Annotated in this window: 19 protein-coding genes; 12 read left to right on the top strand and 7 right to left on the bottom strand. The window is 60.3% G+C overall.

Annotation, left to right across the window (positions count from 1 at the left end; all coding sequences use genetic code 11):
- Nucleotides 1–18: 18 nt before the first annotated feature.
- Nucleotides 19–453: a hypothetical protein gene (locus tag PW792_03595; GenBank protein MDE1161015.1), complete on the top strand. Its 435-nt coding sequence runs from the start codon at nt 19–21 to the stop codon at nt 451–453.
- Here the strand turns inward: PW792_03595 and PW792_03590 are convergent.
- Genes PW792_03590 through PW792_03575 form a run of 4 tightly spaced genes read right to left on the bottom strand, consistent with a single transcriptional unit; the run spans nt 450 to nt 5,213 of the window.
- Nucleotides 450–1,379, bottom strand: a complete 930-nt coding sequence (locus PW792_03590) for a hypothetical protein (protein ID MDE1161014.1) — start codon at nt 1,377–1,379, stop codon at nt 450–452. The genes PW792_03595 and PW792_03590 overlap by 4 nt on opposite strands.
- A complete protein-coding gene (locus PW792_03585) occupies nt 1,376–2,284 on the bottom strand; it encodes a bestrophin family ion channel (GenBank protein MDE1161013.1) in 909 nt (302 codons plus the stop codon). Before PW792_03585 ends, PW792_03590 begins: the two co-directional genes overlap by 4 nt.
- Nucleotides 2,285–2,313: 29 nt before the next feature.
- Entirely contained in the window at nt 2,314–2,868 is a 555-nt protein-coding gene (locus tag PW792_03580) for a regulatory protein RecX (GenBank protein ID MDE1161012.1), read from the bottom strand.
- 2 nt (nt 2,869–2,870) lie between these two features.
- Nucleotides 2,871–5,213 (bottom strand): S9 family peptidase, encoded by a 2,343-nt coding sequence (locus PW792_03575; protein MDE1161011.1) that lies wholly within the window; start codon nt 5,211–5,213, stop codon nt 2,871–2,873.
- Between the two features lie 202 nt (nt 5,214–5,415).
- Between PW792_03575 and PW792_03570 the strand changes: the two genes are divergently transcribed.
- Both PW792_03570 and PW792_03565 read left to right on the top strand, forming a co-directional pair.
- On the top strand, nt 5,416–6,273 hold the full coding sequence (locus PW792_03570) for a hypothetical protein (GenBank protein ID MDE1161010.1): 858 nt from the start codon (nt 5,416–5,418) through the stop codon (nt 6,271–6,273).
- Between the two features lie 68 nt (nt 6,274–6,341).
- On the top strand, nt 6,342–7,346 hold the full coding sequence (locus tag PW792_03565) for a carboxypeptidase-like regulatory domain-containing protein (GenBank protein ID MDE1161009.1): 1,005 nt from the start codon (nt 6,342–6,344) through the stop codon (nt 7,344–7,346).
- Between the two features lie 88 nt (nt 7,347–7,434).
- On the opposite strand, the gene PW792_03560 is transcribed toward PW792_03565, so the two are convergent.
- Together PW792_03560 and PW792_03555 are read right to left on the bottom strand one after the other, a co-directional pair.
- Nucleotides 7,435–8,109 carry an HNH endonuclease gene (locus tag PW792_03560; protein ID MDE1161008.1) on the bottom strand — a complete coding sequence of 225 codons (675 nt, stop codon included), beginning with the start codon at nt 8,107–8,109 and terminating at the stop codon, nt 7,435–7,437.
- A gap of 77 nt (nt 8,110–8,186) precedes the next feature.
- Complete coding sequence (locus PW792_03555) at nt 8,187–8,870, bottom strand: ComF family protein (protein MDE1161007.1); 684 nt, start codon at nt 8,868–8,870, stop codon at nt 8,187–8,189.
- A 515-nt stretch (nt 8,871–9,385) separates the two neighbouring features.
- Between PW792_03555 and cyoE the strand changes: the two genes are divergently transcribed.
- The 9 genes from cyoE (at nt 9,386) to PW792_03510 (ending at nt 16,536) form a co-directional block, all read left to right on the top strand.
- Entirely contained in the window at nt 9,386–10,351 is a 966-nt protein-coding gene (gene cyoE / locus PW792_03550; GenBank protein ID MDE1161006.1) for a heme o synthase, read from the top strand.
- Between the two features lie 24 nt (nt 10,352–10,375).
- Entirely contained in the window at nt 10,376–10,939 is a 564-nt protein-coding gene (locus tag PW792_03545; GenBank protein ID MDE1161005.1) for a DUF420 domain-containing protein, read from the top strand.
- 7 nt (nt 10,940–10,946) lie between these two features.
- On the top strand, nt 10,947–11,174 hold the full coding sequence (locus tag PW792_03540) for a hypothetical protein (protein MDE1161004.1): 228 nt from the start codon (nt 10,947–10,949) through the stop codon (nt 11,172–11,174).
- Between the two features lie 59 nt (nt 11,175–11,233).
- Complete coding sequence (gene ssb, locus PW792_03535; GenBank protein MDE1161003.1) at nt 11,234–11,731, top strand: single-stranded DNA-binding protein; 498 nt, start codon at nt 11,234–11,236, stop codon at nt 11,729–11,731.
- 152 nt (nt 11,732–11,883) lie between these two features.
- Nucleotides 11,884–12,750 carry a hypothetical protein gene (locus PW792_03530; protein ID MDE1161002.1) on the top strand — a complete coding sequence of 289 codons (867 nt, stop codon included), beginning with the start codon at nt 11,884–11,886 and terminating at the stop codon, nt 12,748–12,750.
- A 60-nt stretch (nt 12,751–12,810) separates the two neighbouring features.
- Complete coding sequence (locus tag PW792_03525) at nt 12,811–14,232, top strand: hypothetical protein (GenBank protein MDE1161001.1); 1,422 nt, start codon at nt 12,811–12,813, stop codon at nt 14,230–14,232.
- Nucleotides 14,233–14,290: 58 nt separating this feature from the next.
- Complete coding sequence (gene cyaY / locus PW792_03520) at nt 14,291–14,629, top strand: iron donor protein CyaY (protein ID MDE1161000.1); 339 nt, start codon at nt 14,291–14,293, stop codon at nt 14,627–14,629.
- An 18-nt stretch (nt 14,630–14,647) separates the two neighbouring features.
- Complete coding sequence (locus PW792_03515) at nt 14,648–15,487, top strand: glycosyltransferase family 2 protein (protein ID MDE1160999.1); 840 nt, start codon at nt 14,648–14,650, stop codon at nt 15,485–15,487.
- A 14-nt stretch (nt 15,488–15,501) separates the two neighbouring features.
- Complete coding sequence (locus PW792_03510; protein ID MDE1160998.1) at nt 15,502–16,536, top strand: Gfo/Idh/MocA family oxidoreductase; 1,035 nt, start codon at nt 15,502–15,504, stop codon at nt 16,534–16,536.
- On the opposite strand, the gene PW792_03505 is transcribed toward PW792_03510, so the two are convergent.
- Nucleotides 16,523–17,317 carry a glycosyltransferase family 2 protein gene (locus tag PW792_03505; GenBank protein MDE1160997.1) on the bottom strand — a complete coding sequence of 265 codons (795 nt, stop codon included), beginning with the start codon at nt 17,315–17,317 and terminating at the stop codon, nt 16,523–16,525. The genes PW792_03510 and PW792_03505 overlap by 14 nt on opposite strands.
- Between the last annotated feature and the right edge of the window lie 3 nt (nt 17,318–17,320).

The following is a 17,320-nucleotide window of genomic DNA, read 5'->3' as shown; positions in this document are numbered from 1 at the left end:
TTTGGCTGCGAGGTGCATATGCGTGGACTTTTGATCGCAGTATTTTTCTCATTCATCTCGGCTGCTGCAACCGCACAAGGACCTAGCTGCGACAACATACATGTCGTCGACACGAGGATCCCGATCTTTCCGCCAATCGCTCGCGCTGCGCACTTGCAAACTTCGATAACCTTCACCGTCCGTATCAGCAAAGACGGAAAATCTACCATTAGCTACAAAAGCGGTCCGAACCAAGGCGTCTACGCAACCCTGGTGAACAATGCGAAAGACTTCTTGGAGGGCCGCGAGCATCAATCAGACCATCACGAAGCCTGCGACTACGAAACCACAGTTGAGTTCAGAACAATTCCAGCGCAAGCAGAGAGCCCAAACAATTTCCAGCAGCTCACCATCGTCAACGAGCACTACGCCCGCCTTGATGTGCTCGACTACAAGCCGACAGTGAATTACTAAACCACAATTCCCGGCCACCACGTCAGCCCCTCACGCCTCAACTCCGCATCTCGCGTAGCCTTTAACCCCGCAAACTCCTCCGCGTGCCGCGCAAGCTCCACCACGCTCACCAGCGCATCGAACGCATCCTCACTCCCACGCGCCTTCTGCATCACCGCCGAGCCCACCGACGCATACAGCGCATCCATCTTCCGCTTCGCCGCTAGATACGCCTTCCGCGCCTCCGCATTCGACTTCGCCACCGCGCCCGTCATCAGCCGCGTGTACATCTCGCACACCAGCGGTCGCGGCTGCTTCGCGCCCACCGCGGACGACTCAAACGGCCACACCCGAAACCCCGCCTTGCGTAGCCGCTCCAACATCGGCATCACGCGCAGCGAACCCGTCCCCACCGAGCCCGAGCCGCCAATCTGAAACGGAGACTTCGCCGTGATCCCACGCATCTTCGCCGCTCGCTCCGGGTCGCCCCCATCAAGCCCCTGTGCGATCTTGTTGTCGTAATCAGCAAAGCGAAACATCCGCCGATATCCCTCGCCGCAGAACTGCTCCGGCCGTTTGTGCGGCTTGCCCCAGAAGCGTTCATCGCGAGCTATCTCATCGCACTCGCGCGCAAGCCACTGCTCCGCCAGCCCCGCATTCGCCTTGCGCCAGAACGCAAACGCATCGGCACATCCATGCTCTTCCAAAAACCACGCAGGAAAGCTAAAGCAGGCATCGATGCCGATCACCATGCTCGGCGTCTCCGCGGCAAGCTCGATCAGCCACGCGGCCATCTCTTCACGCGTCCGCCCAGCCTCAAGCTGCACACGCACACGACCATTCGCAAGCTGCGTCCAGACGCCTGCCCAGATATGCCGCCGCTGCCCAGCCACATCGATGCGGCCAGACCAGTCGATGGCGACAAGCCTCGTGGGTTGCGAACTCACTCGAGTATCCAGGCCGTCGGCGCGAGCGGAGCAGGAAGCTGCGTCTGCCCGATCGAACGCAGCAGGCTGATCTCGATGGTGCGGGCCAACGAACTCAACGCGAGAGCGTTTGGGTGGTCACTGAACGGCGCTTCGAGCTCATCGCCCAGAGCGTCGAGGCCGAAGAACGCGTACGCGACCAGCGCGACGAACAACGGTGTTCCCCAACCCATCGACGTCACCAGACCAAAGGGCAACAAGGCGCAGTATGCATATGCCGTGCGGTGTACGAGGAGCGTGTAGGTGAAAGGCGTCGGAGTTCCGCGAATGCGTTCGCACGCAACCTGAAACCCAGCGAACGCCACCAGGCGCTCTTCGAGAAGCTTGTACGCAACCTCGGTGATCACGTCTTCGCGCAGCATCGCTGCGGCTTCGAGGCTGAGGTGCTCAAGGATCTGCGTTGGTACGTCGTTGGTCTCTGCTGCAAGCCACTCCTCAGGTACGTAGGCGCTCACTTCAGGCGACATTGGTTTACCGCGAAGATGAGCCATCAATGCCCAGGTAAACGCAGCGGCTCCGCGCACCATGCGATGGCGACGCTCAACGTCCTCACCAGGCAAGGCAAGCACGATGCGTGTCCACGAACGCATCTCGCCAACCATCGCACCGAGTTGACGGCGCGCCTCCCACCAGCGGTCGTAGCAAGCACTGTTGCGGAAGCCGAGGAAGATGGAGATCGCGACGCCGAGCAGGGTGAACGGTGCGGCGTTCCAGGCGTGGAAGACAGTGGGCCAGTGGCGCACGATTCCTATCGCGGCGAGCGACCACAAGAAGATCGAAAGAATCTGGCCGTAAATCTGCGTCAGGATGGATTGACGCCAGATAAACATCAACTGCAACACGTTCGGTTTCGGACGGACGATCATCTATCTCTCCACCCTTTTACTGTACGACTTCAGGCGTCCTCGTCCGCGATATCGACTTCTTCGACGTCGCTGCCGCCCCAGTCGCGCAGAACCTTCCATACGGAGCGCGAGGAGAAGCCTGCAGCCACGAGCCGCCGCATAATCTTCGCCGTCTCCTTGGCCTTTTTCTCGCGGTCGCCGCTGGGTGGTTTCAGCCGTTTGCGTTCGACGTACTGACGAGCCAGAACCACCTCGTCGACCTCGTCGTACTGCGCGCCGATGGCCTCGTTCGCCACGGCAGAGGGTACGCCCTTCTGCATCAACCCTTGCTGCACGCGGCGGCGGCCAAGCTTTTCGTTCTCCTGGCGCAGACGTGCGTAGTCTGCGGCGAAGCGTTCGTCGCTGAGATAGCCAAGCTCCTTCAGCTTCGCCATCACGCGCTCGACATCCGCACGACCGTCGTCGTCCGGAGAGGCACGCTCTGCGAGCTTGCGACGGAGGTCACGCTCGGACTTCATCTTTGCGCCGAGAGACTTTACAGCGAAGTCGAGCAGCTCCGTATAGCCCTTCGGCGCGCGCGGCTTTGTCGGTCTTCCAAACGCCACGTCTAGCCTCCGTTCTTCCCGGACTTCATCACGCGTATCGCAGGCTTCGCGGCAGCAGGGCTCGTCTCCGGGCCGACGCTCTTGTACTTGCCCATGCCTGTCCAGCGATCGCACCAGTCGTTGACGGTCTGGTACCAGAGTTCGGAGTTCTTCGGCTTCTGCACCCAGTGGCTTTCGTCCGGGAAGTAGAGCATCTTCGAGGGCACACCGAGCAGTTGCAGCGCGGTGAAGAGCTGAAAGCCCTCGCTTACATCGAGACGGTAGTCGTGCTGACTATGCACGACCAGCGTCGGCGTATGCGCGTCCTTGATGTGCAGCATCGGCGACCACTTGCGGAACGGGTCTTCGCTTACCGGCTTGTCGTAGAAGTCCCACGGGTGCGCGGGCTTCGCCTGCTCCACTACGGCGTCAGGAGCGTTCGACGCAAGCGGCCGATACTCCCACTCGTTGAACCACAACTCCTCCGTCGTACCAAACGCAGACTGCGGGTTGTACATGCCATCATGCGTCACGATGCACTTGAAGCGATTCGTGTGTGTGAGTACCCAGTCGGCCATGTAACCGCCATAGCTCGCACCCAGCGCGCACTCGCGGTCCTTGTCGATAAAGCTGTAATGCTGCTCCGCATAATTCAACCCGCGCATGAGGTCTTCATACGCACGCCCACCCCAATCGCCGCTCACCTGCTCGGTAAACTTCTGCCCATACCCCACCGACCCACGCGGATTCACCATCACGACAACGTAGCCATCCGCCGCAAACAACTCCGGGTTCCACCGATACGACCAGGCATCTCCCCAGGCCCCCTGCGGCCCACCATGAATCAGAAACTTCACCGGATACTTCTTCGCCGGATCAAAGTTCGGGGGCTTCACGATAAAGCCCTGCACCTTCGTGCCGTTCGCGCCAGCGAAATCGAAATTCTCCAGTCGCGGTAACTCCAACGATGCAGCCAATGCGTCGTTCTGATGCGAGAGGTTCTTATGCATCGTGCCGAAAAAGTGATAGAAGCCATGGCCATCTTTCGTTGTGCCACTATCCATCGTGTTTGCAATTTTGGCAATCTCAGGAGGCTCATTCAACGCCATTCGCACAGCAACCACCGAGTTTTCTGTATGCAGTGGAATGATGTCGCTGTACTCACCTCTCGGGCCAGCCTCGAATGTATTGTAGGTATTGCTCAGCTTGCCCTCCAACGTAACAAGCTGGATATTCGTATGACCACTGAGCGAGTTCGAAGTCAGTAGAGATCCAGTACCACCCCAGGTAAACTCATCCAGACTTCGATCAAACTTCGACGTAAGGTTCCTGATATTCCCCGTAGCCCGATCCATCACCACCAGATCAAACTTGTCCGACTCATACCCATTCCGAGCCTGACTCCGCCAAGCCAGCCACTTCCCATCCGGCGAGTACTGCGGACCATCATCGCTCCCCGCCGCCGTGCTCACCTTCTTCGCCGTCTTCGGATCAGCCCCCACCGCCAGCACAAACACATCATTGTTCGTCGACTCCGCCGGAACCTTATCCAGGTTCACCACGTAAGCGACCTCCCTGCCATCCGGCGAGATCGCATACCCCAGCGGTCCGCCCAGCGAGAACGTCGGCGCCTCATGATCACCCACCACACTCGCAGGCGTCAGGTCCGTCGGCGACACATGCGTGCCTGCCATCACATCCGCATAGAAGATGTGCGAGTGCTTCGGCCCCATGAACTGGTTCCAGTGCCGATACAGCAACGAATCAAACACCCGCGCCTTCACCGGGTTCTTCGCTTCCGCCGCATCCTTGTCCGCGTTGCACTTTGCCTCGGCATCATCATGCGCAGGCCCCGCCGCCAGCTTCGACTCACACGCAGGCCACACGCTCGACGTGAACAACACATGCCGCGAATCCGGTGCCCAGATCGCACCATCGGCCTCGGTTTCCAACGCCGTCACCTGATGCCCCGCGCCGAGCTTGCCGTTCTTCTCGTCCCACGGTGCGAGCCAGATCTGCGACGAACCCGTCTCACTCGAGGTGTACATCACCCACTTGCCATCGGGCGAGAAGCGGCCGTTGCTTTCGCCACTGCCGTTCGTAACTTTGCTCTCTTTTGGCCCGTGGTCTTCAGCTCCGTCCAAAGGCACTGACCACAGGTGGTTCACCTTGCGGTTCTTCTCCAGCGAAACTTCCGTCACCGAGAAGAGCACCCAATTGCCGCTGGGCGAGACCTGGGGATCGCTGACGCGCTTCATCGCCATCAGGTCGGTGAATGTCATGGGGCGTTTGGTGGTGGCCGCAGGTTGCTGCGCGAGCGCCATCGCGCCCATGGAGAAAAGTGTTGCAACGAGAAGGTTTCGCATCGCCGCCAGTGTACGCCCTGAGGTTTTTTCGAAAAGCTTCGAGCCTTTGCGATGAGACCTCCTGAGAGGAGAGAGACGGCCTCAACCCAGAGGTCGCACAGATCGCGAAGAAGATGCGGCGAAAGGCTTCACGATGGAGAAGGGAGAGCGGGATGAGAGGTTGCGGAACTTCCTCGCGCTTCCCCCGTCTAATCTGTAGACCATGCGTTTTCCTTCCATACTCCTCACTGCCGCACTCGTGCTTGGCCCCGTTGCCGCAAACGCCCAGGAGGGCTTTGGCAAGATCGACCCGACCGCGCCTTCCAGCATCTCGGTCGCCGACCTGGTGACGAAGATGGGGGCGCGCGAAGCTGCGTTTGAGAAGGCCCGCGAGGAGTATGAGTTCCGCCAGACGGTGAAGATGGACACCATCTCGGACACCACCGAGCGCCCGGACGGCGAGTACATGCAGGTTACGGACATCTCGTTCGACGACAAAGATGGCCATCGTGTGGAGAAGGTCGTCTTCGCACCGCAGAATACGATTGAACGCGTGATCATGACGGAGAACGATCTCAAGGACGTCGCCGAGCGCCTGCCGTTCATTCTTACCACGACACAACTACCCGACTACAACCTCACGTACGTTGGGCGGCAGAAGGTCGATGACCTGGATACGTATGTCTTCGACGCGGCGCCAAAGCAGCTTGTCAAGGGCCATCGCTACTTCCAGGGTCGGCTCTGGATCGACCAGCAGGATTACGAAATTGTGCTGGTCAATGGGATGAACGTACCGCAGGAAACGCGCGCTGGCAAAGAGGACCTATCCCCCCCATTTACAACGTATTACCAGCAGATTGACGGCAAGTACTGGTTCCCCACCTACACCAAGGCGGAAGGCGTACTGCACTTTGCGGCGTCGAACGGAGCGCTCTCACAAGCGGTCCACATGCGCTCCACCGTCAAGTACACCGACTACCGGAAGTTCAACTTCCGCTCGAAGATCAAACTAATCTTCGATGGCCAGGAACTGCCGCAGGATCAGACGACAAAACCCGACACGCAACAGCCCAAGAAGTAATTCAAATACAAAAGTTTGCACCAAATGGTTCGCTTCGAGCATCAGGAAGCTGACAAAGGTTTTCTGTGATGAATTTTCGTTCTATCTGCCTACTCGGCATTCTCTGTTTCGCTGGCACGTCTTATAGCAATGCTCAGGCATTGCCCTCCGCACCGTCTTCGCAGCTTGCGACCACGGTAAATGGATCCACTGTTGACCCCGATCAGGCGGCGATTCCGCACGCTACGCTGGAGTTCAACGGCCCCGCAAAGACGGACCACCTCAGCTTTACCTCCGATGACTCCGGCAGCTTTACGGTGCATGGACTCGTCCCCGAAACGCCGTACACCATCACGGTGACCGTGAAGGGCTTCCAGAGCAAAACGCTGGCTCCGATCACACTGCACGCCGGCGAGTCCTTCGATATGCCTGCGATTGTGCTTGTGCCTGCCGTGGAAGATCAGGTCGATGCGGTCTCAGTCCATGAGGCTGCGGAGATTCAGCTGCACGAGGAAGAAACACAGCGAGTGTTCGGTCTGATTCCGAACTTCTATGTGGTCTATCCCAACGCCGTGTTTGCACCGCTGTCCGCTGGGCAGAAGTTCAAGCTGGTAGGACGCACGTTGATCGATCCGGTCACGTTGGGTGCAGCGGCCTTCGCTGCAGGGCTCAATCAGGCTGCTGATCGCCCTGCGTATGTGCAGGGCATGAAGGGCTACGGTCAGCGCGTTGGCGCCGAGTATGCCGACGGTGCCGTCGACATTCTTGTCGGCGGTGCGATTCTGCCGTCGCTGCTGCATCAGGACCCGCGCTACTTCGTGCAGGGCTCGGGAACAACGAAGTCGCGTATGAAGCATGCGCTCTCGTCTCCGTTCTTCTGCAGGAGCGATAGCGGCAAGCGTGAGTTCAACTTCTCCAGCATTGGCGGCGATTTGATCTCGGGCGCAGCGTCGAACATCTACTATCCGCCGTCGGACCGTGGCGTCAGCCTGACGCTCACGACCGCTCTCGTGATCACCGGTGGACGAATGCTGAACACCGTGATGCAGGAGTTCGTCTTTCCGAAACTCACGAGCGGCAAACACCAGCGCTAAACAGCCTAAGACATACGAAAGGCCCGCCCTCTTGTGGAGAGCGGGCCTTCTGCTTGCAGCTACAGGACTTGCAGCGGAGAACTACGCTTTAGGCTGCTGCGTTGTTTTCGAAGTAGAGATACTTTCTCCAGTTGGCATCTGCCGAGCCGATCATGCGCATGATGTGGCGCGAGGTGTGCAGCGAGAACGGACGAGGCTCGCGCAGCAGTTTCATGTCATGCAGATCATGCAGCATAGTGTTGCCCTTGCGGCGGTTGCAGTCCTTGCAGCAGGCGACGAGGTTCTCCCACGTCGACAGTCCGCCGCGTGAGCGCGGAATCACGTGGTCGAGGGTAAGCTCTGCGCCGGTGAGCACGATCTGGCAGTACTGGCAGGTGTTGCGGTCGCGCAGCAGGATGTTCTTGCGACTCAACGCGCGTGTCTGGTGCGGGATGCGGCGGTACTCCAGCAGCCGAATCACCGAAGGCATCTGCATGCGCAGCCGGTGCGAGTGCAGCATGCTGCCCTGCTCTTCCTCGGTGCGCGCAACGCCCTTGAGCACGAGCACAAGAGCGCGGCGAGCGCCGCAGATGTTGATCGGCTCATAGCTGGCATTCAGGACCAGCACAGGCGTCTGCATGGCCGGCTGGCGAAAGACGCCAGCGCGAATCTCAATCGCCTGCTCCCGTGCAGTGCCAGAAACCGGCGTGGTGGTGTGGTTGCGCTTACCGTGTCCGGCGCGCGTCGCGTGGCTTCCGCTGAGTCGCTTCCCATGCTGCTGCATCTTGTCTCTTCCCTCCGACTTGCTGGTCTTGCTGAAGAACTTCTTGAGCCTCTGAGAAAAACTTTTCTGCTGCGTCGCTAATGCATCTGCGTGGACGATCCTCCGTCCCACAACGCAACGCCCGAAGGCAGCGGTGGGCCATTGATCGCAGCTTCATCCATCCATGCGCTGCCGAACGGTTGCGTACGCGCAACCGTTGCGACCCAGACCTTGCTGGCCCCCGCACGGCGCAGAGCTCGAGCGCATTCGCGGGCGGTGGAGCCGGTGGTCATAATGTCGTCAAGCAGCAAAACCTCTCGCCCGGCAATGACCTCGGGCGCGAGAACCTGGAATGCTCCGGCAAGGCGCGAACGGCGCTGCTTGGGCGAGAGCGAATAGAGCGGAGGCGTGGGGCGCGTGCGCACCATCACGTTGTCAGCCAGTGTGAGAGACCAGCCGGGAGCAAGCCTGCGGAGGCGAGCGATCGCTCCCTGAGCGAGCAACGTGGCCTGATTGAAGCCGCGTTCACGCTCGCGCTCAAAGTAGAGCGGCACCGGCACCACAAGCAGGCTTTCGGCAGCTTCGGGCCGCAGCCGCAAAATCGCCTGAGCCAGACGAGCGCCCAGAAGATGCGTCGCGGTGTTGCGTTGATGCTGATATTTGAGGAGGAAGAGCTGGTCTCGCAGCGTGTCGCCGTACTCGGCGTAGGCCACTGCGCGCGTGAACTCCGGCGGAGCCAGCCGGCACATGGTGCACTCGCTCATGCCCAGAGAAGCGGCCATCCGGGCAGATTCCCAGCCCTGGGCCACCCCGCAGCGGGGGCAAAGATTGTCCGCCGGGGCCATTTCCGGGCCAGCCAGGCAGGATTCGCACAGCAGAACATGACTCAGCCTGGTGACTGGCACACTGCAAATACGGCAGGCTGAGGGATAACAGGCAGTGATGAGATCGTGGCCCGTGCGGGCCATGGCGTGGCGTAGAGCGTCCGACCAACTTCGGAGGACACGCGTTACCGCACGCCATCCTGTGGCCGCTCGCCCGTTCTGACCGGGCGGCCCTCCGCTTCCGAGCTGTACATTCTCCGCGCTTTCGCTGCTGAAGACTGACCTCACTCGCGGCACAACGTGAAGAAGCACCAGTTGCGCCTACTTGCCCGCAGAATATGCCTAAAACCGCCCGGACTGCAAGCCCGGAACCTTTTCAGCTTCCTGCCGACGCCACCTGAAGCAAGGAAGTCGGCGGATTTCGGCCATAAAACGAACGCCACACGGAGAGGCGCGATATCCTTGTAGGTGACGTGTCCGCTACCGCTACATCTACGCCCGGTTCCCGCGCCAAAGCCGCCCCGCGAACGTCCCTTCTGGGCGACTACAGCATCCTGTTCAAGCCGCGCGTTTCGGCGATGGTACTGCTGACGGCAGCGGGTGGTTTCTACCTGGGCTGCCTGCGCTCGGGCATCAGCCCGTTTTCCATGGCGCTGATCCACACCATGCTGGGCGTGGCAATCGTGACCTGCGGCTCCGGCGCACTGAATCAGGCGCTGGAACGTGCCACCGACCGTCTGATGCCTCGCACAGCGGCGCGGCCCATGGCGCAGCATCGCATCGGCCTGGCGCATGGCCTGCTGCTTGGATTCCTGCTCACTTTCGGCGGCTCGATCTACCTGGCACGCGAAACAAACCTGCTGACCGGCACGCTGACACTGCTGACCGCAGTCAGCTACGTGGCGATCTATACGCCCCTCAAGCGCATCACGACACTCAATACGTTCATCGGGGCGTTCCCCGGAGCTTTACCGCCGCTCATCGGCTGGACGGCTGCACGCGGCGTGATCGAATGGCCCGCCGTGGCGTTGTTCGCCATCCTTTTCGTCTGGCAGTTCCCGCACTTTATGGCCATCGGCTGGCTTTATCGCGCGGATTACAAGAGCGCCGGAATCCGCGTGACCGCGACGCAGGACCCAGCGGAAGACGCCGCCCGCGCCACCTATCTGCAGGCCATTTTTTACGCCGTGCTGATGGTGCCTGTCTCGATGTGGCCAACATGGCTCGGCATTACGGGTTGGCCTTACGCCGTTGCTGCGTTCCTGCTCTCGATGTACTACCTGGCGGCCACAGTTCGCTTCGGACGCATCACGCGTAACGCGAATGACCCGGAAAACCGTATCTTTGCAAGGCAACTGCTGCGCGCCTCGGTGCTGTATCTACCGCTGCTGCTGCTGGCGATGGCTTTGAACGCTCATGGACGGCTGCTGCTCCGCTAGAAAGACGAGACGACGCGCACACAAATGACAACGACGACCACCCACCCTGACCCCAATGCAAAGACGCCAGCTTCTGTTATCTGGACGATCATTGCGATCTCAGCGGTTGCTTCCCTCTTTCTCTCGTGGCTGGTCTATTACCATCCACCGGTCGACGTCGCCGGAACGCATCTCGCGTTTCTTCCCGCGCTGGACGCCGTGCTGAATGCACTCTGCGCCATCTTTCTGGTGATTGGTTTCCGCTACATCAAGGCGCGGAATATCAAAGCCCATCGCAACAGCATGTTCGGCGCGTTCATCGTGTCCTCGGTGTTCCTTGTGGCCTATGTGGCGAACCATGTGCTGCACGGCGATATGCTCTTCCCCAAGGCCTATCCGACAGCGCGCTTCCTGTATCTCTGGGTGCTGCTGACGCCACATATCCTGCTGGCGATTCTCTGCCTGCCAATGATTCTCATCACTTTTTTTCTGTCTCTGACCGGGCGCTTCCCCGCCCACCGCAAACTGGCTCGCTGGACCTACCCGATATGGCTGTACGTTTCCGTGTCGGGTGTGGCCGTCTACGCCATGCTGGCGTATTACCGATAGGCGGATCATGCGCGACGATACACGAAAACTTCTTATTACCGGCTCCTGCATCTTCGGCACCGGGTTTCTGGCTTCCATGCTGATGCTCTTCGTCTTTGGCGGAGTGAGCCGCCAGGGCCCGCACAATAACCCGGGCTGGTTAATGCTGATGATCACCATGGGCTGCCTGCCGACCGGCACCCTCTCGCTCGGGCTTGGCGTGCTGAAGTTCTTCGGCGACCGCAAGCGCAGCTAAAAGTCCCTAAAATCCACCCCCCGGCCTCTGCTATCCTTGCCGGGAAACGGAGCACATCCATGGCAAAAGGCGTTAACAAAGTCATCCTGCTGGGCAACGTCGGCAAAGACCCCGAGATTCGCGCGTCGCAGTCCGGTATGCAGATCGCCAGCTTCTCGCTGGCAACGGCTGACCGGCAGAAGGACCAGACAGGCCAGTGGGTCGATAAGACCGAATGGCACAATCTGGTCGCGTTCGGCCGCACGGCAGAAATCATCCGGGATTACGTGAAAAAGGGCACGCAGCTTTACGTCGAAGGCAAGATCCAGACACGTTCCTGGGACGACAAAGAAAGCGGCCAGAAGAAGTACCGCACCGAGATTCTCGTCAACGACATGAGCCTGCTGGGCGGTCGTGGTGAGACAGGCGGCGGTGGCGGCAGCTACGAGCGTTCCTCGGGCAGCGGCTACTCCGGATCACGCGCAGCTTCTTCTTCCTCATCGTCTTCTTCCTACGCGCAGGCACCTGCGCCGGATTACGCCGATCAGGGCATCACCGACGACGATATCCCCTTCTAACCCACCCCAAAGGGCCCATGAACGCACAACGCGTGCGCACTTTCACGCACAATTCACTTCTCACCTTCGCAGGGCTGTGCCTTATAGCACAGCCCTCGATGGCGCAGCGGCATAGTGGACTTTCCTCGCCCCCGACGGCGCCTCCTGCCAACTTGTCCCACGAACCCCACACCAGCGGCGCCACGCCTGCAACGAGCTGGGCGCCGGTAAGCTCCGGGCTGGGAGCGATTGAGTTTTACTCCGTCAACTACGCCGTGCAGGCTCCGCAATCCATCGTGCGGCAGCTTACGGCGGATGACGATCGCACGCGACGCGATGCGCTCAACGCCCTCGGCGTTCCCACGCAGTACACCGCGAAGAACGTGGCGGCACCAAAGCCTCACAGCGTCCACATGGAACTTGCTCCACTGGGCACTAGCGATGAGATGGACGCTCTGCTCACCGTCGAACTAGACCACCACCTGGTGACCGCCGTGCTCGTGCCGAACGGCAGCGAGTGGCATCGTCTGGCCACGGTGATCTTCCCCACGGCGTTTGCTGATGCCAGCTCCACACCCTCAACGTTCCTGCGCACCAATCGCTCCATGCTCGATCCGCTGAAGTATCGCGCTGTCTTTCGTGTCCGCGAAAATCAGGCCAACGGCGACTTTCAGGAGAACGAAGCGCATGTGCGTGTGCTGAACAACCGCGCTATCGTGACGGTGAGCTTCGTCTCGGGCTCTCGCCGCTGCGAGGTATCGAGCAAAAAACAGCGCGGTACCTGCGAGATCACGCGACGCTGGCTGGAACCGGATCACACAGCACCAGCAGGCACTCGCCGCTTCCAGATGGTGACCGCTGTGGGACATATCGCAGGCAAAGACTCGGACGACCCGCTCGCGGATGCCCGCTTCTTCCAGCTTTCGCGGCTACGCGAGTTTTCCTGCCAGCCGCTCGTCTTCTCTGACACCATGCTGCGTTACGACCCGGCTGGGCCAAACGGTACCTGCCCGTACACGGGAACCCGCACTCCGCGATAACTCTGCGGGACTTTGCCGAAACGGAGAGTCCTGCGACGCGATTTCGGCGTCAAACGGCGTATGCGTGCCCTGCTTCGCTCTCTGCTGCCCTCTTTGCTCCTGCTTGCTCTTGTTCCGGTGCCTGCCTCCGCGCAGGCCGCCGCAGCCCACAAGCTGATGTACGCGCCCGGCAAGAGCGTGACACTGATGCTGCCGCATGAGCTGGACATTCACATCGTGGCTCGGGGCATTCCGCGCGCACGATTCTTTACCCAGTCACCCGACGGCCGCATCTTCCTGACCTCGATGTACAATCTCGCCGACAATACTCGCGGCGCGGTCTACATTCTCGACGGCTACGACGCAAAGACGCACAGCTATACGAAGATCACGCCGTATCTGACGCATCTTCGCAACCCGAACAACCTCGCGTTCTGGACGGATCCGGCCACACAGCAAACGTGGCTCTATCTTCCGCTCACAGACAAGCTGGTTCGCTACCGTTACAAGGCTGGCGATCTGCACCCAAGCGGCGAGCCCGAGATGCTGACGAAGTATCCCGACTACGGTCTGGGCTACAAATACGGCGGCTGGCACCTGACACGTACGGTGGCTATCGGCACGCTACATGGGCGAACGCGCGTCTACGTCGCGGTCGGCTCGTCCTGCAACTACTGCAAGGAGCGCGAGGCCGTACGAGCAGCGATCACCGCAATGGACCCCGACGGCAAGAACCTGAGCATCGTCGCGCACGGCATGCGCAACGCCGTGGACATGCGCTTCGTGCAGGAACTCGACGGGGGAGCGCTCTTCGCCAGCAACATGGGCGACGACCACCTGGGCGTGGAGATGCCCGACGATCCGTTCTTCGAGCTGGACTCGAACGATCACCCCGGTCCCATCGCGCAGAAGACTCCGCCGCACTACGGCTGGCCTACGTGCTACTTCGCCCACGGCACACCGACGCACGACAGTTCGCCACTGCCGGATAACCCGGGAGAGAACGACGCCGCTGTGGCTGAAAAGCCGCTGGAGACGCAGCGTATCTACGGCAAACAGCCCGCAAACATCAAAGGCGCAGGAACAAACCTGGCAGCGCAAGTACACACGCAGACCGGACCAGATCTCGGCCCGGTGCAGGAGCCGCTGGCCTCCTGCGAGCATGTGCCTGCGGTCTATGCGTGGTTCCAGGCACACGGTGCGCCGCTTGGCTTTGCGTACTTTGGCGAAGAGAGCAAGGTATTGCGCAACAGCTTCCTTGTGGCCCTGCATGGCCCCGGCGCAGGGCGTCCTGACAATCCGGCGTACCGCATCGTGCGCTTCACTCCTGGCGACCGCACGCCGCGTGACTTCCTGACCGGCTTCTGGACGCCGACGACGACAGACATCTTCCACGCCAGCGGACGCCCCTGCGGCTTGTTGAGGTTGGGGCCAGACAAGTTTCTTATGAGCGACGATAAGTACGGAATTGTGTATCTCGTGGAACCAAACCAGGGCTCATAGCCGCGAGCCGTTGCCTGCTCCACAGCACGAGGTATAGGCTTCCGTTTACACTGCGAGCATGATCGACGAAGCAACTTTCCGCAATGAATCCGACCGGGCACTCGAAACACTGAAGCAGGCGCTTATCCGCGCTGAAGAAGCCGGCGGCTTCGAAGTGGAAGAGAAGAACGGCGTGCTGAACATTCTGTTTGAGGATGACGCCAGTGCACGCTTTGTTTACAGCCCCAACACTCCTGTGCGCCAGATCTGGATCTCAGCGCAATCCACCAGCTTCAAGCTGGAGTGGAACGAAGCGGCACACGCGTTCGTTCTGCCCAAAACAGGGGAAGACCTGCGCACGCTCACCGAGCGCCTGCTGCAGGAACAGCTAAGCGATCCAACCATTTCCATTACGTAAACGAGGTTTCACCCTCCCATGCCTCTGCTCTCGGTCGCACTCGTCACACTCAACGAAGAAGAGAATCTTCCGCGTACGCTGGCCAGCGTCGCCTGGGCCGATGAGGTCATCATCGTGGACTCCGGCTCAACCGACCGTACCGTGGAAATTGCTCGTGAGTTCGGAGCGACCGTCATCGAGCGCGAGTGGCCGGGGTTTGCGGCGCAGAAGAACTTTGCGATATCGCAATGCTCCGGCACCTGGATCCTTTCTCTCGACGCGGACGAAGAGCTAAGCCCTGAGTTGCAGCGGCAGATTCGTCTGATGCTGCCGACGAATCCGCCGGTGGACGCTTATAACCTGAAGCGCCGCAACCTGTTTCTCGGGCGCTGGATCAAGCGGGGCGGCTTCTACCCCGATCCGAAGCTGCGCCTCTTCCGCCGTACGGCGGCAAGCTTCACCACGACGCCGCAGTTCGAAGACCGCCCTGTACACGAAGCGATCACCTTCGACGGCGCCTCCGACACGCTCGACTACGACATCATCCACCACGCCTACCCCACGCTTTCGCATTACATCGAGCACATGGACCGCTACTCGAACATCGGTTCGGCGATGGCAGCGGAGCGCGGCAAAGGCCTCGGCAACTCCTACCTGCGCTTCTTCCTCGGCGCCTTCCTGGTGCCACACCTGAAGTTCATCTGGACGTACTTTTTCCTGCTCGGCTTCCTCGATGGTCGCGAAGGCCTGTTGCTGCACCTGTATCACGCGACCTACACGAGTTGGAAGTTTACGAAGACGTGGGAGCGCGTGCGCCGTCTGCCCATCAAGCCACAGGCCCCTACGCAGATCGAAGAGCAGCATTCCGCAGCAGCCTGAGCGACAATCAAAGTATGTTCTCGCTTGCTTCCCTCTTCTCTCGTCATCGCAATCCTGACGACGGACGCTTTGGCTACGCCATTCTCGGCACCGGCCACGGCGCGGAGAAGCTGTGCGAAGCGCTCGCGGGCTCAAAGATCGCACGTGTCGCCGCCATCGTAAGCAGCAGCGTGGAGCGCGCGGCGAAGTTCGGCAAGCGCTGGGATGTGACGCACGCCTATAGCTACGACCAGGTGAGCACGCTGGCGAAGGATACGAGCATCGATGCCGTCTATATCGCGCTGCCCGTCTCTCTGCATCGCCGCTTCACCGAAGAAGCCGCTGCTGCGTGCAAGCATGTGCTCTGCGAAAAGCCGATGGCTGGCAATGTAGTGGACGCACAAGCGATGATCACAGCCTGCAAAGCAGCGAACCGGTTGCTGATGATTGGCTATCGCCTGGACTACGATCCGATGCACCGCGAAGCACATCGCTTGATCCATGGCGGATCACTCGGAGTCATCCAGCACGTTCGCGCAAACTTTGGTGTGGTTGCCAAACCCGGCTGGCGCTTCGATCCTGCACTTGCTGGTGGAGGCTCGCTCTTCGACGTCGGCGTCTATCCCATCCACGGCCTGCACACGCTCTTCGGCGAATCAAAGCTGATCGCCGCGCACATTCAGCAGAACGCCGCTGGCATGGAGGTTGACGCGCGCTGGCAGGGCAAGATCGAAAGCAACGCAAGCTTCACCTGCCACTCGTCGTACATGGAACGCGACGCCGATGTGCTCGCCGTGCGCGGCTCACTCGGCACACTGACCCTGCGACACGCCTTCGACTACAAACGCACAGAGCTTGAAGCGCAGCTACGCCGCAGCCCAGGCCAGCTTGAAACGATTTCGATGCAGGATGACAAGAAGAACCCTTCGCTCTTTCAACTCGAAGCCGAGCATCTGGCCGAGTGCGTGCGCGAAGGCACAACGCTGCGCAGTCCGGGTGAAGATGGCCTGATCGACCTGCGCTTTGTGGCACAGATCGAAGCTCACGCGACGCGCACTACTCGCCCGTAGTCGAGTTCTGCCGACGCAACGCGTCCCATGCCTTCACGTACTTCCAGTGCACGTACACAGCATGGTTGGCGTGGAAGATCAGAGCATCATAGCCATCGAGAAACCCGCCGCGGAAGAGGTAGTTCTTCACGAAGCTGAAGATGGGGTTCGTCCACGACTGAACGAGCATTGCGCCGGGCTTGATGCCCTTGCGCAGCATCGCCGGAATCGCATCCGAGCTGTACTCGTTCATGTGGTCGAGGTAGTTGGCAAAGTCCGGGTAGCCGTAGTGCTTGAGGTCGCTCTTCAGCATCCCCTTGTTGCCACCGTACTGCGGCGTGCCGTGCGGCCCGATCGACTCATCGACAAACGCCGAGCCGCGCTTGAACAAACGCAGCTTCGCATCGGGATACAGGCCGCCGTGGCGCATCCACGTCGTCATAAAGATGTTGAGCCGAGGGATGTAGTAGGCCTCAAACTTCGGCTCTCGGCCAAGCTCCTGCTGAATCTCTGCGGTAAGCTCCGGCGTGACCACCTCATCGGCATCGAGCAGCAGGATCCAGTCGCCGACGCACTTTGAGATCGCAATGTTCTTCTGTTCCGGGTGGCCTTTGAAGTCAAGGTTCCAATGGTGTTGCGCGCCGTACTCGCGCACGATCTCCGGCGTACGATCTTTCGAGCCAGAGTCGACGACAACGATCTCATCCACCCAGCCCTGCAGCGCGGCCAGCGTACGCGGCAGGTTTTTCTCTTCATTACGAGCAATCATTGCGACCGAAATTGTCGTTCCATTTGGCAGCATCGC

The organism is Acidobacteriaceae bacterium (assembly GCA_028283655.1).
Classification (GTDB): domain Bacteria; phylum Acidobacteriota; class Terriglobia; order Terriglobales; family Acidobacteriaceae; genus Granulicella.
Note: the sequence above shows the minus strand (reverse complement) of the source record. Positions and strands in the feature narration are given on the sequence as shown.